Source organism: Micromonospora sp. CNZ297 (genome assembly GCF_007827625.1).
The window spans coordinates 180,703-201,262 of sequence record NZ_VISU01000009.1 but is presented as its reverse complement, the minus strand read 5'-3'; the positions used below and the strand labels follow the sequence as shown (position 1 = coordinate 201,262).

General features: G+C 75.1%; 20 protein-coding genes and 1 riboswitch. Of the genes, 13 read left to right on the top strand and 7 right to left on the bottom strand.

Annotated features, from left to right (window positions below):
• Nucleotides 1-64: 64 nt before the first annotated feature.
• The 3 genes from FB454_RS18335 to FB454_RS18325 form a co-directional block, all read right to left on the bottom strand.
• Complete coding sequence (locus FB454_RS18335; RefSeq protein ID WP_013287840.1) at nucleotides 65-286, bottom strand: hypothetical protein; 222 nt, start codon at nucleotides 284-286, stop codon at nucleotides 65-67.
• 71 nt (nucleotides 287-357) lie between these two features.
• Nucleotides 358-2,082, bottom strand: a complete 1,725-nt coding sequence (locus tag FB454_RS18330) for a glycoside hydrolase family 3 protein (RefSeq protein ID WP_071098153.1) — start codon at nucleotides 2,080-2,082, stop codon at nucleotides 358-360.
• Between the two features lie 33 nt (nucleotides 2,083-2,115).
• Nucleotides 2,116-2,607, bottom strand: coding sequence for a DUF3145 domain-containing protein (locus FB454_RS18325; protein ID WP_013287841.1), 492 nt, complete (start codon nucleotides 2,605-2,607; stop codon nucleotides 2,116-2,118).
• A 327-nt stretch (nucleotides 2,608-2,934) separates the two neighbouring features.
• On the opposite strand from FB454_RS18325, the gene FB454_RS18320 reads away from it, so the two are divergent.
• Entirely contained in the window at nucleotides 2,935-3,264 is a 330-nt protein-coding gene (locus FB454_RS18320) for a hypothetical protein (protein ID WP_013287842.1), read from the top strand.
• 37 nt (nucleotides 3,265-3,301) lie between these two features.
• Here the strand turns inward: FB454_RS18320 and FB454_RS18315 are convergent, their stop codons facing one another.
• The gene (locus tag FB454_RS18315) at nucleotides 3,302-3,925 is read right to left on the bottom strand and encodes a carbonic anhydrase (RefSeq protein WP_013475616.1); all 624 of its coding nucleotides are present in this window, start codon (nucleotides 3,923-3,925) and stop codon (nucleotides 3,302-3,304) included.
• Between the two features lie 148 nt (nucleotides 3,926-4,073).
• Here FB454_RS18315 and FB454_RS18310 point away from each other — a divergent pair, with 148 nt between their 5' ends.
• The 4 genes from FB454_RS18310 to FB454_RS18295 all read left to right on the top strand — a co-directional run bounded on the left by FB454_RS18310 (nucleotide 4,074) and on the right by FB454_RS18295 (nucleotide 9,599).
• Nucleotides 4,074-4,988, top strand: a complete 915-nt coding sequence (locus FB454_RS18310) for an alpha/beta fold hydrolase (RefSeq protein ID WP_013475615.1) — start codon at nucleotides 4,074-4,076, stop codon at nucleotides 4,986-4,988.
• Nucleotides 4,989-5,112: 124 nt separating this feature from the next.
• Nucleotides 5,113-7,227, top strand: coding sequence for an AAA family ATPase (locus FB454_RS18305; protein ID WP_145823214.1), 2,115 nt, complete (start codon nucleotides 5,113-5,115; stop codon nucleotides 7,225-7,227).
• Nucleotides 7,228-7,331: 104 nt separating this feature from the next.
• Nucleotides 7,332-8,246 carry a cation diffusion facilitator family transporter gene (locus FB454_RS18300; RefSeq protein ID WP_145754772.1) on the top strand — a complete coding sequence of 305 codons (915 nt, stop codon included), beginning with the start codon at nucleotides 7,332-7,334 and terminating at the stop codon, nucleotides 8,244-8,246.
• Nucleotides 8,247-8,390: 144 nt separating this feature from the next.
• Nucleotides 8,391-8,521, top strand: a riboswitch (cyclic di-AMP (ydaO/yuaA leader).
• A 4-nt stretch (nucleotides 8,522-8,525) separates the two neighbouring features.
• Nucleotides 8,526-9,599, top strand: coding sequence for a coiled-coil domain-containing protein (locus tag FB454_RS18295; RefSeq protein WP_013287847.1), 1,074 nt, complete (start codon nucleotides 8,526-8,528; stop codon nucleotides 9,597-9,599).
• 25 nt (nucleotides 9,600-9,624) lie between these two features.
• Here FB454_RS18295 and FB454_RS18290 read toward each other — a convergent pair whose 3' ends face one another.
• On the bottom strand, nucleotides 9,625-10,077 hold the full coding sequence (locus tag FB454_RS18290; RefSeq protein WP_013287848.1) for an SRPBCC family protein: 453 nt from the start codon (nucleotides 10,075-10,077) through the stop codon (nucleotides 9,625-9,627).
• Nucleotides 10,078-10,180: 103 nt separating this feature from the next.
• Entirely contained in the window at nucleotides 10,181-10,540 is a 360-nt protein-coding gene (locus FB454_RS18285) for an STAS domain-containing protein (RefSeq protein WP_013287849.1), read from the bottom strand.
• A 418-nt stretch (nucleotides 10,541-10,958) separates the two neighbouring features.
• On the opposite strand from FB454_RS18285, the gene FB454_RS18280 reads away from it, so the two are divergent.
• From FB454_RS18280 to FB454_RS18265, 4 genes are all read left to right on the top strand, one after another.
• Entirely contained in the window at nucleotides 10,959-11,363 is a 405-nt protein-coding gene (locus FB454_RS18280) for a hypothetical protein (protein WP_013287850.1), read from the top strand.
• Nucleotides 11,364-11,523: 160 nt separating this feature from the next.
• A complete protein-coding gene (locus FB454_RS18275) occupies nucleotides 11,524-12,198 on the top strand; it encodes a BON domain-containing protein (protein ID WP_030271660.1) in 675 nt (224 codons plus the stop codon).
• Nucleotides 12,199-12,256: 58 nt separating this feature from the next.
• Complete coding sequence (locus FB454_RS18270; protein ID WP_013475609.1) at nucleotides 12,257-12,754, top strand: redoxin domain-containing protein; 498 nt, start codon at nucleotides 12,257-12,259, stop codon at nucleotides 12,752-12,754.
• Nucleotides 12,751-13,305 (top strand): DsbA family protein, encoded by a 555-nt coding sequence (locus FB454_RS18265; RefSeq protein WP_013475608.1) that lies wholly within the window; start codon nucleotides 12,751-12,753, stop codon nucleotides 13,303-13,305. The genes FB454_RS18270 and FB454_RS18265 overlap by 4 nt, the downstream gene beginning before the upstream one ends.
• Before the next feature lie 3 nt (nucleotides 13,306-13,308).
• On the opposite strand, the gene FB454_RS18260 is transcribed toward FB454_RS18265, so the two are convergent.
• The gene (locus FB454_RS18260) at nucleotides 13,309-16,104 is read right to left on the bottom strand and encodes a winged helix-turn-helix domain-containing protein (protein WP_145754775.1); all 2,796 of its coding nucleotides are present in this window, start codon (nucleotides 16,102-16,104) and stop codon (nucleotides 13,309-13,311) included.
• Nucleotides 16,105-16,259: 155 nt separating this feature from the next.
• Between FB454_RS18260 and FB454_RS18255 the strand changes: the two genes are divergently transcribed.
• The 4 genes from FB454_RS18255 to FB454_RS18240 are packed head-to-tail and all read left to right on the top strand — an operon-like array spanning nucleotide 16,260 to nucleotide 20,226.
• Entirely contained in the window at nucleotides 16,260-16,703 is a 444-nt protein-coding gene (locus FB454_RS18255; protein WP_013287855.1) for a hypothetical protein, read from the top strand.
• The gene (locus FB454_RS18250) at nucleotides 16,700-17,836 is read left to right on the top strand and encodes an alcohol dehydrogenase catalytic domain-containing protein (protein ID WP_145754777.1); all 1,137 of its coding nucleotides are present in this window, start codon (nucleotides 16,700-16,702) and stop codon (nucleotides 17,834-17,836) included. Before FB454_RS18255 ends, FB454_RS18250 begins: the two co-directional genes overlap by 4 nt.
• Nucleotides 17,837-17,867: 31 nt before the next feature.
• A complete protein-coding gene (locus FB454_RS18245) occupies nucleotides 17,868-19,043 on the top strand; it encodes a saccharopine dehydrogenase NADP-binding domain-containing protein (protein ID WP_145754779.1) in 1,176 nt (391 codons plus the stop codon).
• A 31-nt stretch (nucleotides 19,044-19,074) separates the two neighbouring features.
• Nucleotides 19,075-20,226 (top strand): DNA polymerase III subunit beta family protein, encoded by a 1,152-nt coding sequence (locus tag FB454_RS18240; RefSeq protein WP_145823213.1) that lies wholly within the window; start codon nucleotides 19,075-19,077, stop codon nucleotides 20,224-20,226.
• Nucleotides 20,227-20,560: the final 334 nt, after the last annotated feature.

Genomic DNA, 20,560 nt, shown 5'->3' with positions numbered 1-20,560 from the left:
AGTAACTGTTAAGAAGGGGCCCTTCCTCTACCGCAGGCGTTAAGAGGGGGCCCTTCCTTACACCTCAGCCGCGGTTGCGGGGGTGCTGCCGGGCGGTCCGCTCGTTGCCGCGCCGGTAGTTGCCGGTCCACCGGGCCATGGCCAGCTGCGGGTCGTCGCCGACCTCGGCCAGGAACTGCGCGGCCCGGCCGCCGCGCAGCGTGCCGGCGACCCGGCCGTGATGCGTGATGACCACCGTGCCGTCGGCGCGCTCGACGTAGCGGAAACCCTGTGCTGCCTCTCCCATGGGCGCCACCCTGCCAGCCGGGGCCGCCCGGACGCATCCGGGTTTCGGCGCGATCCGGGCGGGCGGCCGGGTCAGGTGCGGCAGGTGGTGGCCGGCAGGCCGGAGACCGGCACCGGGGAGCGGCCGGCCGGGCGGGCCTTGCCGGCGAGCACCGCGGCGAGCCCGGTCATCGAGGCCCGGGTGGAGGAGTAGGTCGCCATCAGCGTCGGGGACTTCGCCCCGGACAGCACGTACGGCGTGTCCATCGCCACCGTCACGGCGGCGCCGGCGCTCAGGTCCTTCGCGCCGTCGCCGTAACCGACCAGGTGCACCACCGTGCCGCCGGAGGGCACCACCTTGACCCCGGCCGCGGTGAGCGCCTCGGTCAGCAGCTTGCGGGTGCGCTCCCGGCCGCCGGAGGAGGTCACGCTCACCGGGCCGGTCACCGCCCCGCCGCACTTGCCGCGCAGCACAGTCACGGCGGCGGTGGCCAGGTCGTCGGCGGCCTTGCGGTGGGCTGCGCCGTCGAGCGTGGACAGCGCGGGCGCGTCCCGCCCGGCCAGCCGGAACTTCATGGTCAGCACCCGGGTGACCGCCTCGACCAGGCGGGCGCGGGGCAGCGAGCCGTCCTTGAGCGCGGCGCGCAGCCCGTCGTACGCCTGGGTGACGTTCGGGGTCATCAGGATGAGATCGTTGCCGGCGTTGAGCGCGCGTACGGCGGCCTCGCCCGGCGACCACTTCTTCGCCGGGGCCATGTTCATCCCGTCGGTGATCACCACGCCCTGGAAGCCGAGCTGGCCGCGCAGCACGTCGGTGAGCAGCTTGCGGGAGAACGTGGCAGGGGTGCCCGGGTCGACTGCCTTGACGTCCAGGTGGGCCGACATCACCGCCATGGCCCCGGCGCCGATGCCGGCCCGGAACGGCGGGAACGCGAGGCGGTCCAGCTCGGCGCGGGACTGCTTGATCACCGGCAGTTCGGTGTGCGAGTCCTCGGCGCTCAGGCCGTGCCCGGGGAAGTGCTTGACCGCGGCACCGACGCCCTCGGCCTGCAGGCCGCGTACCGCACCCGCCACCTGGGGGGACGCGGTCGCCGGGTCGGCGCCGAAGGACCGGGAGCCGATCACCGCGCTGCGGGTCGCCAGCACGTCGGCGACCGGCGCGAAGTCGAGGTTGACGCCCATGGCGGCCAGCTCTGCCCCGGCGGCCCGCCAGGCGGCCTCGGTCAGCGCCGGGTTCCCGGCGGCGCCGGCGGCGAGCGGGCTGGGCAGCAGCGTCACCCCGTCGGTGATCCGGGTGACCACGCCGTACTCCTGGTCGGTGCCGATCAGGAAGGGCGCGGCACCCGCGGGCAGCTTGCCGGCGGCGGCGCGCAGTCCGTCGGTGAGCGCACGGACCTGCTTGGGGTTGTCCACGTTCGTGGTGGCCTGGTTGCCCGAGGTCGGGTCGTCGGCGCTGAAGCCGACCAGGATCAGCCCGCCGAGCCGGTACTTCGCCACCATCTCGGCGGGGGTGTCGACCCCTGCCAGCGCCCGGTTCCCGGCGGCCGACCCGGCCGACACCTCGGTGGCCGAGCTGCCGTACGCGTACGGCATCAGCACCTGCCCGACCAGGTCCTCGTCGCTCAGCGTGCCGACGAGCGCGGCCGCGCGGGCGGCTGGATCGGCGGCCGGCGGGTCACTCGGCGCGGGCGCTGCGGACGACGGCGCCGGGCTCGTCGGGGCAGGTCGGGGCCGGTCCGGCCCGTCCGAGCACCCGGAGACGAGCAGCGCGGTCAGTGCGGCGAGCGCGACGGCGGAGCGCCGCGGGGAAATCGACACGCGGCCCACCGTATCGGGGCAACTCGGCCGCCGTCACCCGACCCGGGTGAGCAGCGTCACCGGCGCACCGTCCCCGGCGTACCGGTAGGGCTCCAGTTCGGCGTCCCAGGCGGTGCCGAGCGCCTTGTCCAGGGCGTGGGCCAGCGCCTCCGGGCTGCGTGCGGCGGCCATCAGGCTGCGGAGCCGGTCCTCGCCGAGCTGGATGTCGCCGGCCGCGCCGACAGCGGCGCGGAACAGGCCGCGGCCCGGTACGTACATGAAGCGCTCGCCGTCGACGCCGGGACTGGGTTCCTCGGTGACCTCGAAACGGATCATGGGCCACTGCCGGAGGGCAGCGGCCAGCTCCGCGCCGGTCCCCGGGCTGCCGGTCCAGCCGCACTCGGCGCGACGGGCGCCCGGGTCGGCGGGCTGCGCCGTCCAGTGCAGGTTGACCGGCGCGGCGAGGACGCGCGCGATCGCCCACTCGACGTGCGAGCACACGGCGAGCGGGGTCGAGTGGACGTATACGACGCCACGCGTTGGCACGGTGACCTCCCGATGAGCCGAGGTGCGTCTTCCCCTACGACCTCGTCCTACCGAGTGGTACCTGGCACACATGATGACCCGTGTGACTGGTGGTGCGCCAGCGAATCGGAAAATTCGCCGGGCCCCGGAGCGGGAAATACCCGGGTGGTGGAGCTGGTTGTGCCCTCTGACGCCGCGACGACCAGCCAGGTGTCGTGGTCGTGTACAGTTCTCTGGGCGGTTCTGTGCCGCCGTACATCTTCGCGGGCCGACGCCCACCCGGGCGTCATCCGCATACAGCCCCCGGACGGCTTCCGTCCCCACCGTACGTCTGCAAGGAGTACCTCCGTGGCGAGCAACACCTCTAAGACCGCGCGCGCGTCCGTCCGGGCCGGCCAGGCTGGCCAGGGTGGCGCCCTCAGCGTGCTAGGCGAGTTCAAGTACCTGATCCCGCTCAACGGCGGCAAGCACGCCTACGTGCGCAACCTGACCAACGGCAAGACCGCGCACCTGCGCACCGACTCCGACGCCTTCGTCGAGGAGATCCGCGTGCTGGCCGCCGCCGGCCACGCCGCCAAGATCCGCGCCGAGATCAACGGCCTGGCCGCGTCCTACCCGGACCACGGCTGGGACGCCACCGAGAAGCGCCTCGTCGAGGCCGGCGTCTTCGAGGGCTGAGCGCTCTCACCCGCACCACCGCGACCGCCCGCCGGGATCACCCCGGCGGGCGGTTTCGCGTCTGCTCCTGCGGCAACAGCGTCACCTCGCCCGTGGCCAGGTCGTAGAGCGCGCCCTCCACTGCCAGCTCACCTGCGTCCACCGGCCCGGCCAGCCGGTCGTCGCGGCGCAACGCCGCCACCGTGCGCCGGACGTGGCGGCGGATCGCCAGCGGATGCGCGTCCGGGTCGTCCACCCCGACGTCGGTGACCGCCGGGGCGATCCGGTCCACCACGTACGCCAGGTCCCCGCCGGGCCGGCGTCCGGTGCGCAGCGCCTCGACGGTCGAGCCGACCGCGCCGCAGCGCTCGTGGCCCAGCACCATCACCAGGCGTACGCCCAGTTGCTCCACCACGTACTCGATCGAGCCCCGGACGGCCCGGTCCAGCACGTGCCCGCCGGTACGGATCACGCAGATCGAACCGAACGTCTGGTCGAAGATCGCCTCCAACGGCACCCGGGAGTCGATACAGCCCAGCACCACCGCGTACGGCTGCTGGTCGCCGGAGGCCACCGCCGCGGCGGCGGTGACGTCGTGCCCGTGCACCGGCTGCCCGCTGACGAAACGGCGGTTGCCGGAGAGCAGCTCGGCCAGCGCGGCGCGCGGGCTGGTGGACGGCATGCCTCCCAGCCTGGTCACCGATCCGACCTCGTGGGGCCGGACGGGAATCTTCTCTCCGGGCCGGTTGCCGTGGTCTCATGGCGGGTAACGCCGGTGTCACCGCCGGGTCATCCGGTGGACACACATCGGCGGGCCCGGGAGGTGGACGATGCCGGACCTGGAACTGCGGCTCCCCGACGACGTACGCCTGCACGTCAGCGTCACCGGGCCGGTCGACGCCGAGGTCACCGCCGTCCTGCTGCACGGCTGGACGCTGGACGGGCGCAGCTGGCACCGTCAGGTCGCCGAGCTGCGGGAACGCTTCGGCGGCCGGGTCCGCCTGGTCACGTACGACGCGCGCGGCCACGGCCGGTCGAGCTGCCTGGCGCTGCGCGACGCCACCCTCGCGCAGCTCGGTGACGACCTGGCGGCGGTGATCGACGAGATCGTCCCGTCCGGTCCGATCGTCCTGGTCGGGCACTCGATGGGCGGGATGACGGTGATGGAGTACGCCCACCGGCACCCCGACCGGTTCGCCGCGCGTACCGCCGGGCTGGTCTTCGTCTCCACCACCGCCGAGGGGCACACGCACACCGCGTACGGCCTCTCCCCCCGGATCACCCGGCTGATCCGCCTGGCCGAGACCACAGGCGCCGGGGTGCTGGCCCGCTGCGGCGGCTGGCGGCCCCCGCACGCGCTGCTGCGCGCGCTGCGCCCGAGCATCCGCTGGATGCTGTTCGGCGACCGCTGCGACCCGGCCGACATCCGGCTGGTCACCTCAGCGGTGGCCCGGGCCACGCTGCGCTCGATCGGCGGTTTCCGCGCCTCGATCGGCGCCCAGCACCGGCTGGAGACGCTCGCCGCGCTCGGCGGGCTGCCGGCCGCCGCGCTGGTCGGGGACCGGGACCGGCTCACCCCGCCGCCCTGCGCCGAGTCGATCGCTGCGGCGCTGCCCACCACGGAGCTGACCGTCTGCCCGGGTGCCGGGCACATGCTCATGATGGAGCGCCCCGACGAGGTGAACGCAGCCCTCGCCGGCGTGCTGGACCGGGTCCTGGCCGGCCGGCCGGCGACCCGCCTCTGAGCGTCTCCCGCTCGCGAGCGGTACTGACGTACGCCACGTGCGCGGCATGCCCCGGCGTGGCGGTTGCCGGCGGACCGTACCCTCATTCAGCCCGTCGTGCCCTCCGAACACAGGAGCATCCGCGTTGACCGACCAGACCACGCTGGACCGGGAGATCGCCGCCGAGCAGCGCCACCTCGACCGGGTGTACGCCCGGCTGGCCGAACTGCGCCGGTCGGCGGCCGACGCCGAGCGGGAGGGCTACCGGCTGGCCCGGGTCGGCAACTTCGGCGCGCTGGTCGAGCGGGACGCGATGGTCTTCCACGCCGCCCAGCGCCGGCACGTGCTGGACGCCGAGCACGAGGGGCTGGTGTTCGGCCGGCTGGACCTGCGTACCGGGCAGGTGCTGCACGTCGGCCGTCTCGGCGTGCGGGGCGTGGACGCGGAGACGCTGGTGGTGGACTGGCGGGCACCCGCCGCCGCCGCGTTCTACCAGGCCACGCCCGCCGAGCCGCGCGGTGTGGTGCGCCGGCGCACGATCCAGTCCGCGTCCGAGAAGGTCACCCGGATCGAGGACGACCTGCTGGACCCGGAGGCCGCGCCGCCGGACATGGCGGTGGTCGGTGACGGGGCGCTGCTGGCCACGCTGTCCCGGGCCACCGGCCGGGGCATGCGCGACATCGTCGCCACCATCCAGCGCGAGCAGGACGAGGCGATCCGTTCCCCCGGCAACGGCGTCACGATCGTCTCCGGCGGCCCCGGTACCGGGAAGACGGCGGTGGCGCTGCACCGGGCCGCGTACCTGCTCTACTCCGACCGGGCCCGGTACGCCGGCGGCGGCATCCTGGTGGTCGGCCCGTCCGGTGTGTTCGTCGAGTACATCGCCTCGGTGCTGCCGTCGCTGGGCGAGGAGACCGCCACGCTGCACTCGCTGGGCTCGCTGTTCCCCGGCCTGTCCGCGTCCCGGACCGATCCGCCGGACGTGGCGGCGGTGAAGGGTTCGCTGCGGATGCGCCGGGTGCTGGAACGCGCGGTACGCGACGCGGTGCCGGACTCCCCCGCCGAGCTGCGCCTGCTCTACCGGGGCGAGCTGCTGCGCCTGGAACGCCCCGCGCTGGACGCGATCCGGGACCGGACGCTGGCCCGTGGGGCGCGCCGCAACGAGGTACGCCGGGCGGCGTTCGACGCGGTGCTCGCCGCGCTCTACACGCAGGCCCGCACGCTGCGGGTGGGCCGGCTGCCGGAGCAGCCCGCGTTCGAGGACGAGATCATCGAGCGGCCGGAGTTCCGCGAGTTCCTCAAGGCCTGGTGGCCCCGGCTGCACCCGAGGCACGTGCTGGACTGGCTGGCCCGCCCGGACCGGCTGCGCCGCTACGCCGGTGGGATCCTCTCCTCGGCGGAGATCCGGCTGCTCGGCGACGCGTACCGGAGCCTCGCGACCGAAGGGCTGACGGTGGCCGACATCGCGCTGCTGGACGAGCTGGACGCGCTGCTCGGCAAGCCGGTGCGGCGGGCCCGCCCCAAGCGCGACCCGTACCAGCTCGCCGGTGGCGTGCGCGAGCTGAGCACGTACGCCGATCGGCAGCGCGCCGCCCGCGCGGCGGCGCGGGAGCGTCCGGACGACTACCGCGACTACGCGCACGTGGTGGTGGACGAGTCGCAGGACGTCTCGCCGATGCAGTGGCGGATGGTCGGCCGGCGCGGGCGGCTGGCGTCCTGGACGGTGGTCGGCGACCCGGCGCAGACCGCCTGGACCGGCGACCCGCAGGAGCTGGACCGGGCCCGGGACCAGGCGCTGGGCCGGCGCAAGCGGCACCGCTACGAGCTGACCACCAACTACCGCAACTCGGCGGAGATCTTCGCGGTGGCGGCGGCGGAGATCCGCCGGCTCTACCCGGACCTGCCGCTGCCCGACGCGGTGCGGTCCACCGGCGTGCCGCCGGTCGAGCGCACGGTGCCCGCCGCCGACCTGCCGGCGGCCACCGTCGAGGCGGCCGAGGCGCTGCTCGCGCAGGTGGAGGGCACCGTCGGCGTGATCACGCCGGTGCCGCGCCGGGACGAGGTGGCCGGCTGGCTGGGCGGGCTCGGCGCGGGCCGCCTCCAGGTGGTGACCAGCCTCCAGGCCAAGGGCATGGAGTACGACGGCGTGGTGCTGGTGGCGCCGAGCGAGATCCGGGCCGACCCCGGCTCGGGTGTCCGCACGCTCTACGTGGCGCTGTCCCGGGCCACCCAGCGTCTCACCACGCTCGACCCCTCCTGACGGACACCCGACCGTGACCCGGCTGTCACCCATCGTTCAGTTGCATACATAGCGATGTGAACATACATTGGGCCTGGCCGGTACGGGGCAGGAAGGGTGTTGGCGTGGGCGCAGGTCATGACCACAGCGGCGCGGTGACCAACGCGGCGCACCGCCACCGGGGCCGCCTCTGGGCCGCCTTCGCGCTGCTCGCCGCCCTGATGGTGGTCGAGGCGGTGGCCGCCTTCACGACCGGCTCGCTGGCGCTGCTCTCCGACGCCGGGCACATGTTCACCGACGTCCTCGGCATCGGCATGGCCCTCGCGGCGATCACCGCGACCCGCCGCGCCGGCACCGACCCGCAGCGCACGTTCGGGCTCTACCGGCTGGAGGTGCTCGCCGCCCTCGCCAACGCCGTGCTGCTCGGCGCCGTCGCCATCTACGTCCTGGTCGAGGCGGTACGCCGGTTCGGCGAGCCGCCGGAGGTGCTGGCCGGCCCGATGCTCGTGGTGGCGGTGCTCGGCCTGCTCGCCAACATCGTCGCGTTCGCGCTGCTGCGCGCCGGGTCGAAGGAGAGCATCAACCTGCGCGGGGCGTACCTGGAGGTGCTCGGCGACCTGCTCGGCTCGCTCGGCGTGATCGCCGCCGCGTTGATCATCACGGTCACCGACTGGTGGTGGGCGGACCCGCTGGTCGCCGTCGGCATCGGCGTGTTCATCCTGCCGCGCACCTGGCGGCTCGGCCGGGCCGCGCTGCGCATCCTGGTGCAGGCCGCGCCGGAGCACCTGCAGGTCACCGCCGTGCACGACCGGCTGGCCGCCGTACCGGGCGTGGCCGAGGTGCACGACCTGCACGTCTGGACGCTCACCTCGGGCATGGAGGTGGCCTCGGCGCACCTGACCACCGATCCGGGCGTGGACCCGGGCGTGGTGCTGGCCGCCGCGCGGGCCGCCCTGCACGAGGACTTCTCCATCGATCACGCCACGTTGCAGGTCGAACCCGGAGCGTCGGCCGGAGTGTGCGGACAGACCGAGTGGTGATTAGGACACACTTAAATCACTGTGGCTAATGTAGTCTTATGCCGGTTTTGCCCCGCCTAGTGGCACTGCTCCACGGAGCCGCGCCCGGGCAGCGCCGGTAGTCTCGGTCGCGGCCGCACCCGCGGGCGCCACCCGGCCCCGGTGGGGCGGCCGTCGCCTAATCGTCCGCAGGGACGAGCCGGGGAACCACGTACGTGGGGTGCATCCGCGTCAGCGGTAGGGATCTTCCGTCCCGAACCCGTCAGCTAACCCGGTCGGCGTTGACGGAAGGACGTGTGAATGCCCCCAGTGGCACCTGTACGACGGACGGCCGCCCGGTTGGCGGCCCTGCTCGTCGCGACGCTGACCCTCGGCGTCGCGACCGTTCCGGTCTCCCCCGCCTCGGCGGCGCCGGTGACCGGCCTGCTCGCCGCAGCGCCCGGCGACGACGAGGGTGGCACGCCCGAACTGCGTGCCCAGCTCGACGCGGCCAGCAAGGGCTGGCTGGAGGCGAAAGCCGCGCTGAACCGGTCGGTGAGCCGCCAGAAGCAGCTGAACGAACAACTCAAGACGGTCGGCGCCGAGCTGGCCGTACGCGACGCCAAGGTCGGCGAGATCGCCGCCGTGGCGTACCGCAACGGCCGTCTGGGGACCGCCGGGGCGCTGCTCGGCAGCAGCAGCCCGGAGGGCTTCATGGACCGGGCCGCCGCGCTGGAGCAGGTCGCCGCGCACGAGGACCGTACGCTGCGCGACCTGATCACCACCCGGGACGAGGCCACCCGCACCCGCGCCCAGCTCGACGGAGAGATCCGCGAGCAGCGCAAGCAGGTGACGGTGATGGCCAAGCGCAAGGAGCAGGCCGAGCGCGCCCTGGAGGTGGCGAACGACCGGGCCTCGCGCAGCAGCAGCGGCGGTGGCAGCGTCCAGGGCACCTCCAGCAAGAACGCGAAGCCGGCACCGCGCAACTCGGACGGCTCCTGGCCGTCGGAGTCGTGCAGCGTCAACGACCCGACCCCGGCGAACGGCTGCATCACCCCGCGCACGCTGCACGCGCTGCAACAGGCCAAGGCGGCGGGCTTCACCCGGTACGTCTCGTGCCACCGGCCCAGCGGCTCTGGTGAGCACCCGAAGGGGCGGGCCTGCGACTTCGCCGCGCAGAAGAACGGCTTCGGCGGCGTGGCCACCGGCGGTGACCGGACGTACGGCAACAACCTGGCCGCGTACTTCGTGCGCAACGCCGACCCGCTCGCCGTGCTCTACGTGATCTGGTTCAAGCAGATCTGGCTGCCCAGCAGCGGGTGGAAGTCGTACAGCGGCGGCAACGGCGACCCGTCCAGCGACCACACCAACCACGTGCACCTGTCGGTGTACTGAGCGCGCCCCGAGAGGGCCGGCCGGATCAGGCCGGCCGGCCCTCCAGGGTCGCTCCGAGACGAGCCGCCAGGCCCAGGTGAGCCGCCCGGGCCTGGCGGAACGCGTACCCGAACAGTGGCGCCGGAGCGGTGAGCGTGATCTCCACGTCGATGCGTACCGTGCCGTCCGGCTCGTCGCGCAGCCGGGTGTGGTTGCGGACCGTCGTCGCGGGCTGCTGACGCGCCACTGTGACGACCTCGTCCTCGCCGGCGATCAGCACGTCCGCCTGGTACGTGACCGGGAAGTGCAGCGGGCCGAGTTGCAGCCGGTCGGTGATCGCGTAGCTGGCCAGCGCGCCCGGCCGGGCCGGCAGCTTCCGGACCCGGACGATCAGCGGATGCAGCTCGCCCTGGCGACTCAGGTCACCCAGTAGCGCCACCGCTTCGGCCCGGGTGCACCGGGCCTGCACGGTGTAGCTGAAGCTGTCGCTGCTCTGCAAGCGGGCCCCCTCGCCGTCGTGCGTCGCGACGATCGTCCCGTACCGACGCCGGACTGGCAACGGGTAGAAAGTCCCCTGGCTGCAGGGGGTGTGAACGGCGCGCTCAGGCGCCGGGCAGCACCTCGGGGGTGTCGTCGGCGAACCACGGCTCGGGCGCGCCGAACAGGCCGAGCAGGCCGGTCACCCAGAGCTGCCGGTGCACGAACCGGCTCGGCTCGGTGACCACGAGCTTGACGCCGCTGACCTCGCAGGTCTGGAAGCCGGCGACCATGGCGCTGATGCCGACCGAGTCGATGAACGTGACGAGCCGCATGTTCAGCTCGATTCGCGAGGGACGGCCCTTGGCGAGCACTTCGGCGATCGCTTCCCGCACCTCGTACGCGGTGTCGACGTCGATCTCCCCACGGGGCGCGATCTGGACGACACCACCCGGCCGCACCGACTTCACGATCGACAGGCTCACGCGAGCACCTCCACTCGCCCATGACGGGCGCCTCATCAGTACGCGGGCCGCGACCGAGAGTATTCCTCCAACGGCCCGGTCGCCACCCCCCGGGATGAGCAATTCGCGAACTGGGCACACCTGGGCGTACCCAATCCGGACCTCCGGGTTCCAGTTTCCCCTGTATGGCGGGTCGCGGCCAACCGTGCGACCGGGCGGGCCCGCCGATCCGCCGACCAGGGTAGCGGGCGCACGCACGTCCCGTGGGCACCGGTCCCGGCGCGTTCGGGTGGTTCGTCCCGTTCGCTGCTCACGGCCGGGAACCACGGCGTGGTTTGCCACGCGCCCCGGTGGGGCACTGCCCGAGACAGTGAACCCGCCGGATGGACACCGGAGTCCGAAGTGGCCGCCGGCCTTCGGCACCCGAGGAGGTAGAACGATGTTCGGATCCAACCTGCTGGACCGCCGGGGCAAGGCCGAGCGGGTCGCCGACCAGGCGTGGCAGAACCTGCTCTCCGCCGCCGGTTCCGCCGGTGACAGCGTGCGCGACGCCACCCGGACCGCCCGCCGCAGCTCCTCCGGCCTGGCCGACGACGCCACCGACCTGGTCGGCTCCGCCGCCGACGAGGCACGCCGCCGGGCGTCCCTCGCCTTCGACGCGCTCGCCGGCCGCCGGCCCGCCCTGCCCTGGACGCTGCTGATCGCGGCGGCGCTGGCGGGCGCGGCGATCGGCTGGGCCGCCGGCACCGCGGCGCGCGCCGCCGGCAGCCGGGACCGGGCCGCGGACGAGATCGAGTTCGTGGACGTGGACCGGCCGAACTCGCCGGCCGGCCTGGACGGCTGACCCGCCCGTACGACACGACGACGGCCGCTCCCGGGACTCCCGGGGGCGGCCGTCGTGCTGCCTCACCCGCCCCGGGTGAGGCCCGCTCACCCGGGGCGCGCGCAGGATCGCGGGTGCGGGACCACGTGCCCGCGCCGCGATCGACGGGAGGGGGAGCCGGATGGCCACCGACACGATCACGCGTACCGACCGGGACATCCAGTCCGCCGTGCTCGACGAGCTGACCTGGGAGCCGCGGGTCGGCCCGGACGAGATCGGAGTGACCGTCACCGAGGGCGTGGTGACGCTCACCGGACGGGTGGACAGCTACGCCAAGAAGTGGGCCGCCGAGCGGGCCGCGCACCGGGTCGCCCGCGTCCGCGCGGTCGCCAACGACATCGCCGTCCGGATCGACACCGCGGCCGGGCGGGAGGACCCGGAGATCGCGGTCGCGGCCGTACGGGCGCTGGAATGGGACGCGTTCGTGCCGATCGAGGCGTTGCAGGTGACGGTGGCCGACGGCTGGGTCACGCTGCACGGCGAGGTCGAATGGGAGTACCAACGGCGGGCCGCCGAACGCTCGGTCGCCCGGCTCACCGGCGTGTGCGGGGTGAGCAACGGCATCGCGGTACGCCCCGCCGTGCGCGCCGACGGCGGTGACCTGGCCGAGCGGATCGTGGATGCGCTGGCCCGCAACGCCGCCACCGAGGCCGAGCAGGTCGACGTGCGGGTGCACGGCGACACGGTGCTGCTGGACGGGCAGGTCCACTCCGCAGGCGAGCGCGAGGAGATCGAGCGGGTGGTGTGGAACGCCCCGGGCATCCGGGAGGTGCGCAACCACCTCGCCGTGCGCTGACGGAACCACCCCGCCCGGGTGAGCCCGCCTCACCCGGGCCGCGGCCATGGTGGGAGGCATGAGTGATCCGAACGGGCTGATCACACCCGGGCGGGCCGCGCCCGGGTTCACGCTCCCGGCGGCGCCGGACGGACGGGAGGTGGGCCCCGGGCAGTTCCGGGGCCGTCCCGTGGTGCTGGCCTTCTACCCGGCGGACTGGTCACCTGTGTGCGGCGAGCAGATGACCCTGTACCAGGCCGCCCTGCCCGAGCTGGAGCGGTACGACGCGGTGCTGCTGGGCATCTCGGTGGACAGCGTCGACTCGCACCGGGCGTTCGCCGAGAGCCGGGGCATCCGGTTCCCGCTGCTCGCCGACTTCGAGCCCAAGGGCGAGGTGTCGCGCCGGTACGGCGCGTACGCGCCGCACGGGCAGTCGGACCGGGCACTCGTGGTCCTCGACCCGGACGGCCGGGTGGCCTGGAGCCATCTGTCCCCGCCCGAGGTGAACCCGGGCGTGGACGGGATCCTCGACGCACTGGAACAGCTGGACGCGGATCGGCGGGTGAGTACCGGATGACCACGCCCCTTCAGGTCACCACCGCGCGGCTGCGGATCCCGGTGACCGAACGCGACCATGTCCGCGGGCCGGTGGACGCGCCGGTCACCGTCGTCGAGTACGGCGACTTCCAGTGCCGGTTCTGCGGCGCCGCCTACCCGAACCTGGCGGAGGTGCTGCGCCAGCGGGCCGACATGGTGCGTCTGGTGTACCGGCACTTCCCGATCACCAACGTCCACCCGTACGCGGAGACCGCCGCGGAGACCGCCGAGGCCGCCGCCGCCCGGGGCCGGTTCTGGGAGATGTACGACTGGCTCTACCAGCACCAGGACCAGCTCGACCAGGTGCACCTGTCGCTCGGCGTCGAGCAGATCGGCCTGTCGCCGGAGGAGATCGCCGCGGAGGTCGGCCGGCAGGAGTACGCCGACCGGGTCCGGCAGGACTTCGTCGGCGGCATCCGCAGCGGCGTCAACGGCACCCCGACGTTGTTCGTCAACGACGTCCGGCACGACGGCGGCTACGACCTGGCCGAACTGCTGGCAGTGGTGGACGCCGCCACCGACGACGGCTGACTGTCAGATCAGCCGCAGCTCGCGCGCCCGCCGGACGGCGTCCCGTCGGCGGGTCGCGTCGAGCTTGCGGTAGATGTTGCGCACGTGCGTCTTGACCGTGTTGACCGACAGTGACAGCTCGGCGGCGATCTCCACGTTGGACAGGATGCTCTGGAGATAGCGCAGGATGGTCAGTTCCCGCTCGGTGAGCGGCTCGTCGAGCGACCGGGCCGGACCGTCGGCCGGTGCCGCTGCCGGTTGCGCGTCCACGCCCCGGACCAGCTCGCTCACCGTGGCCCAGTACGCGGTGCCCGAGTCCAGGCGCGCGGCGAGCAGGTCCCGTACCCCCGGGTCGGCCCGGGTGAAGACGCGCCGGAAGCCGTCCGGCTCGGCGAGCGCCAGCACCTCCTCCAGCAGCCGCCCGGCGCGCCGAGCGTCACCGGAGGCGTCGGCGAGCGCCGCGTCGAGCAGCCCGGCGCCCAGCCGCACCGGCAACGGCCAGTCCGCCGCGCCGGACGCGGTCCAGTCGGGAAGTGCACGCTCGGCCGCGCGGGCGTCACCGGCGCGCAGCCGCAGCCGCGCGGCCACCAGCGCCGGCGCCGGCCCGTCACCCGCCGCGTCGAGCAGCGTCCGGGCACCGTCGACGTCGCCGACGGCGACGCGTACCTGGGCCTCGTCGGCGGCGAGCCATTCGCCGAGCTCCGCGCCGGGCGCGACCGCGCGCGCCCCGGCGAGCGTGCGCAGCGCGCCGCCCGGGTCGCCGCCGTCGGCCAGCAGCCCGGCCCGGCACAGCGCGGTGAGCGCCGCGCCGCCCGGCTCCGCACCGGCCGGCCCGGCGAGCGCCAGGTGGGCCGTGGCCTCCGCCGGCCGGTCCCGCTGCCAGTCCACGAACGCCAGCGCCAGGTACGCGTAGCCGCAGTCGGACCGCGACGACCAGCCCTGACACGGCGGCATCGCCAGCGCCTCCCGGGCCAGTTCCTCGGCGGCCCGCAGCGCGCCCCGGGCCGCCTCCAGCAGCGCCGAGCGGCTGACGCAGAGCAGTTCGGTACGCGGCCGCCCGGCCCGCCGCGCCGCCTCCCGCGCGGCGGCGAACCGGTCCCGGGCGGTGGACAGCTCCCCCTCGGCCAGCGCGACCAGCCCGTGCGCGGCACCGGCCACCGCGCGCACGTCGTGCCGCTCGGCCGTCCCGGCGCGCGGATCGCCGGGATCACCGGCAACGGCACTGTCGGCGTCCGGGCCGCCCGGGGACTCGTCAGCGGCGATGGTGGCCAGCAGGCGGTCGGCGGCCCGGCGTACCTCCTCGTGGTCGCCGCCGAGCCGGGCGAGGCTCAGCTCCACGGCGGCGGCCAGCCGGCCGAACCGGTCACGGCGGGGCGCGGGCAGGCCGGCGGCCTCGGCCAGCGCCCGCCGCAGCTGCGCGTCGGCGGCGGCCCGATCCCCGGCGTACGCCCGTTCGGCGGCGGCGGCCAGCGCCAGCTCCGGATCCCGGCGGACCGCCTCGGCCGGCGGCTCGGGCGGAGCGGGTACGGCGGCCGGTTCGTCCGGCGCCAGCTCGGGCCAGCGGGTGACGAGCAGTTCGGTGGCGTCGGCCCACTCACCGGCGAGAAGCGCATGCCGCAGCGCCTCGGCCGGACGGTCGTGGGTGCCGTACCAGCCGGCGGCCCGCCGGTGCAGTTCCCGCACCTCGTCGGCGGGCAGCCGGTCCAGCTCGTCGCGCAGCACGTCGGCCAGCAGCGGGTGCGGCCGGTACCAGGGTGGGCTGCCGCCGTCCTGGTGGAGGAAGCCGCCCTCCCGGGCCGCCTCGGCGAGCAGGTGCCCGGCGTCGGGCCGCCCGGTCAGCGCGGCCGCCAGGTCGGCGTGGACCGCGACGGCCACCGCCACCCGGCGCAGGACGTCGCGGGTCGCCGGTTCCAGCGGGGCGAGCACCTCGTCCCGCAGGTACGCGGCGACGTCCGGCTGGTCACCGGCGAACCGTTCCACGGTGCGCGCCGGGTCGGCGCCGTCGCCGAGCGCGAGCGCGGCGAAGCGCAGCCCGGCCGGCCAGCCGGTGGTCCGTTCGACGAGCCGGGTCACGGCCGGGGCGGGTACGGCCACGCCGTGCGCGACGAGCAGGTCGGCCACCTCGTCGGCGGTGAACGCCAGGTCGTCGGCGCCGATCACGGTCAGCTCGCCGGCCAGCCGCCAGCGGTGCAGCGCCAGCGGTGGTTCGCCGCGCGCGCCGGCCACCAGCCGCAAGCGGCCGTCGGAGTGCCGGAGCAGGAACTCCAGCCCGGTCAGGGCGGCCGGGTCGGTGACCCGGTGCAGGTCGTCCAGGACCAGCAGCACGGGTCGTTCACGGGTGGCGAGCGCGGCGGCGAGCGTTTCGAGCTGCTCGGGCCGGGGCGGCCCGTCCGGCATCGGTGGAGGGCCGTCGTCCGGATCGTCGGCGGCGGCGGTACGCAGGGCCGCCGCGAGGTAGCCCCAGAGCCGCCGGGTGGTCTCCCCCTCGGCCACCGTGACCCAGGCCGGCGCCGGCCCGTCCCGTTCCCCCTGCGCCCAGGTCGACAGCAGCGTGGTCTTGCCCCAGCCGGCCGGCGCGCAGACGAGCGTCACCGGCCCGGACGCGCCCTGTTCCAGCCGGTCGAGCAGCCGGGGACGCAGCAGGACCGGCTCGGGCGGCACGGGCGGCGTCAACCGGGACGCCAGCAGCGGCGGGCCACCCGGCAGCGCACCACCGGCGACATCGGGCGAATCGAGGCCGGTGGTGAGCAGATCGGGCGTACCGGTGATGTCGCTTGTGCCGCTCGGTGCGGTGACGACCTGGTCTGCCTCCTCCGGCATGCGTCCCTCCCCCCGTCGGTGCGGGCAGCGGTTACCCGCAGCGCGCCGGTTCACCCCTTCGGGGCGAACCCCGCTCACCCGGGCGGCGCGCACCCTGTAGGCACGCGGGGTGGCCGGACGGGTTGGTCGGCCACTCGGGGACGGCGGGAGGTCAGGTGGCGCGGAGCGGGCGGCTGGCGGCGGGCGTGCTGGTGCTGGCGGGGGTACGGGTGCTGGCTCCGGCGGGCGCGCGGGTGCTGGCCCGCCGCCGGGCGCGGCGGTCCGGCGCCGACCCGCGGCCGGGCCGGTGGCAGGTGGTGACGATCGCCGGGGCGCCCGAGCAGGTGCTCCCGGCCGGGCGGTGGCCCGAGCCGCTGCGCCGCCTCGACGGCGCGGTCGAGCTGTGGGCCCGTCCGGCCCCCGGCGGTCGCGGTACCGAGCTGGCGGTCCGCCCGCTGGGCGGGGAGTGCACGCTCCCGGGGTTCGCCGCACACCTGGTCGGCGACGACCCGGGCCGGTTCCTGCGCCACGTGCTGCGGCAGACCAAGCAGCTCCTGGAGACCGGCGAGGTGCTGCGGGCGGACCGTTCGCCGCTGGACCGGCCGGGGACCGTGACGTGAGGGCGCTGTGCTGGGCGGGAGCCGGTCTCGTGGAGGTGCGCCGCGTCCCGGACCCGGAGCTGCGCAACGCCCAGGACATGATCGTCCGGGTCCGGCGGAGCACGACCTGCGGCGCGGACCTGCCGCTTCTGGCCGGGCAGGTGCCCGAGGCGTCCGCCGGGGAGGTGCTCGGACGCGAGTTCCTCGGCGACGTGGTCGAGGTCGGTCCGGAGGTACGCCGGCACCGGGTCGCCGACCGGGTGGTGGTGGGCGCGGCGGTGGCCTGCGGGGCGTGCTGGTTCTGCCGGCAAGGGCTGCCGGCGTGCTGTGACAACGGCACGAGCGGCGTGGTGGCCGAGCCGGAGTGGGGGCAGCCGCCCGCCGGCGGGTACGGCCGCCCGGCCCGGCTGGGCGGCTTCGCCGGTGGTCACGCCGAGTACGTGCGGGTGCCGTACGCCGATGTGGGCGCGTTCGCTGTGCCGGAGTCGGTGAGCGACGAGCGGGCGGTGTTCGCCGCCGACGCCGCACCGGCCGGCTGGTACGGCGCCGAGCTGGGCGAGGTCGCCCCCGGCGACGTGGTGGCGGTCTGGGGCGCGGGCGCGGTCGGCCAGCTCACCGCCGACGCGGCGGTGGCCCGGGGCGCGGACCGGGTGGTGGTGGTCGACGACCGGGACGACCGGCTGCGGATGGTCACCGGGCACGACGGCGTGGAGGCGCTCAACCACAGGTACGTGGACGTGCTCGCCGAGCTGCGCGAACGCAGCGGCGGCCGGGGCCCGGACGTGTGCGTCGACGCCTCCGGGGTGCCGGCCGCGCCGGGCCGGTGGCCGGTGGCCGAGCCGGACGGCGGGGCGGCGCTGCGCGAGGCGGTGCACGCCTGTCGCAAGGGCGGCGTGGTGGTGGTGCTCGGCGCCCGGCCCGGATTCGTGGACCGGTTCCCGCTCGGCGCGTTCGCCGACAAGGGGCTCGCCGTCCGCGCCGCCCGGCGCCGGGGCAGTGCCGCGATCCCGGCGCTGCTGGAACGGATGGCCCGCGACGAGCTGGTCACCGAGCACCTGGCCACCCATCGGATGCCGCTGGAGCGCGGCGCCGAGGGGTACGCGTTGTTCCGGGACCGGGCTGACGGCTGCGTCCGGGTGCTCTTCACCCCGTGAAGGTGGGCGCTGTGGATGGCACACTCGGCGGATGCGCGCAGACCGTCCGTACGACCTCGTCCTGTTCGGCGCCACCGGCTTCACCGGCGGACTGACCGCCGAGTACCTGGCCCGGCACGCGCCGGACCGGCTGCGCTGGGCACTAGCCGGGCGCAACCCGGACAAGCTGGCCGCGGTGCGGGAGCGGCTGGCCGCGATCGACCCGGCCCTGGCCGACCTGCCGCTGCTCACCGCCGACGTGACCGACCCGGCGTCGCTGCGGGCGGTGGCGGAGAGCGCCCGGGTGGTGGCCACGACAGTCGGCCCGTACGTGCACCACGGCGAGCCGCTGGTGGCCGCCTGTGCCGCGGCCGGCACCGACTATCTCGACATCACCGGCGAGCCGGAGTTCGTCGACCGGATGTACGTGCGGCACCACGCCGAGGCGGTGCGCACCGGGGCGCGCCTGGTGCACGCCTGCGGTTTCGACTCGATCCCGCACGACCTGGGCGTCTGGTACACGGTCAAGCAACTGCCGGCGGACGGGCCGATCGCCGTGGACGGCTACGTGCGGGCCGGTGGCCGGTTCTCCGCCGGGACGTACCACTCGGCGCTCACCGCGTTCTCCCGTACCGGTGAGATGAGCCGGGCGGCGCGGGCCCGCCGGGCGATGGAGCCCGGCCCGGACGGACGCCGGGTCCGCGCGGTGCCGGGCAAGGTCGGCCGGGTACGCGAGTTCGGCCAGTGGGCGGTGCCGCTGCCCACCATCGACCCGCAGGTGGTCCGCCGGTCCGCGGCGGCCCGCCCGGAGTACGGCCCGGACTTCCGCTACCGGCACTTCGCGGCGATGAAGCGGCTGCCCACTGTGCTGGTCGCCGGCGTCGGACTGGCCGGTGTGGTGGGGTTGGTGAAGGTGGCGCCGACGCGGCGCTGGCTGCTCGGGCGGCTCGCCTCCGGGCAGGGCCCGACCGCCGAGCAGCGGGCCAAGTCGTGGTTCCGGGTGCGGTTCGTGGGCACCGCCGGCGACCGGCGGGTGGTGACCGAGGTGGCCGGCGGCGACCCGGGTTACGACGAGACGGCCAAGATGCTCGCCGAGTCGGCGCTCTGCCTGGCCTTCGACGACCTGCCGGAGACCGCCGGGCAGGTCACGCCGGTCACGGCGATGGGTGACGCGCTGCTGGATCGGCTGGTACGCGCGGGCATCACGTTCCGCACGCTGCCGGCGTGAGGTTGACCCTCGACCCGCTTGAGGTCACAGGATGACGGCCGTGGAGAGCGAGCTTCGCAGCATCGGCGAACTGGCCCGGGCCAGCGGGTTGACGGTCAGCGCGCTGCGGTTCTACGACCGTTCCGGCGTGCTGGCCCCGGCCCGGGTGGACCCGGTGACCGGCTACCGCTGGTACACCGAGGAGCAGGTGGACCCGGCCCGGCTGGTAGCAGGGCTGCGCCGGGTGGGGATGCCGCTGGCCGGCATCGCCGAGGCGCTGCGGAACCGGCACCGGCCGGCCGAGGTGCACCGGCTGCTGGACGCGCACCTGCGCCGCCTGGAGGACGGCCTGGCCGACGCGCGTCGCGAACTCTCCCGGATCCGTAGCCTGATCGACCCGGAGGAGATCACAGTGACCACCCGCCTCGTGCTGTCCCGCACCGACCTCGCCGCCGCCGTGGACGCCGTACGCTTCGCCGTCGGCGCCGACCCCGGGCTGCCGGTCCTGTCCGGCGTGCTGGTGGAGGTCGAGCCGGACGGCGTCCGGCTGGTCGCCACCGACCGGCACCGGCTCGCCGTGGCCCGGGTCGGCGGCACCGTCGACGGCCCGCCGGTGAGCGCGCTGCTGCCGGTGGCCGCCGTCGACGAACTCCGCGCGCTGCTGGACCTCGACGGCGCCGACACCGCCGAGGTCGTCGTCGCCACCGACCGGGTGACCGTCACGGTGGCGGGCCGGCCGCTGACCGCCGTCCCGTTGCCGTACGACTTCCCCGACTACCGGCGGCTGCTGCGGGCGCAGCTCGGCGACGTGCCCACGTACCGGATCCCGTTCGACGGCGCGGCGCTGCGCGCGGCGCTCACCGCCGACGGCGTCCCGGTCTGCCACCGCGCGCACGAGGGAGTCGAGCACGAGGTGGTGGCGCTCGGCCTGGACGGCCGGGGTGAGCTGCGCCTGGTCGACCCGGACGGCGTGGTCGACGCCGGGGGCGTGGAGGGCGTGGAGGGCGGGGCGGGCGCGGCGGGCGCGGGCGCGGGCGGCCCGGATGCGCTTCGGGTGGCGGTGAACCGCGAGTACCTGCTGGACGCGCTGGGGTCCGGCGACGGCCAGCTCGTGCTGGAGCTGGACGGCCCGATCGCCCCGCTGGCCGTACGGCGGGCCGACGACGCGCACGCCTTCTCGGTCCTGATGCCGGTACGCCTCTGACGTTCCGCGCTCGTCGGCGTCGGTACCGCTCTGCGGCAGGCATCCGTGACTGTGCGTGACGCCGCCGCCCTCCTGGGTGCGTCACCCCTCGCGCACTTTGCTCTGCAGCCATCCGCGCGACGCTGACGCTCCGTCGAACGCCGCGTCGGTGGCTGCAGAGCAAAGTCGCCGGAGGGACATGTCCGCCGGAGAGCGGATCCGCGAGATTGACCAGTTCAGCGAACTAGCGAGCCGCAGCGGGGCGGCACCAGCACCGGAGCACCATCACGGAAAGTGAGAACGGCGCACCGACGGCGGCACCACCACGCACCGTCACCGGAAAGGGCCTCGCGGC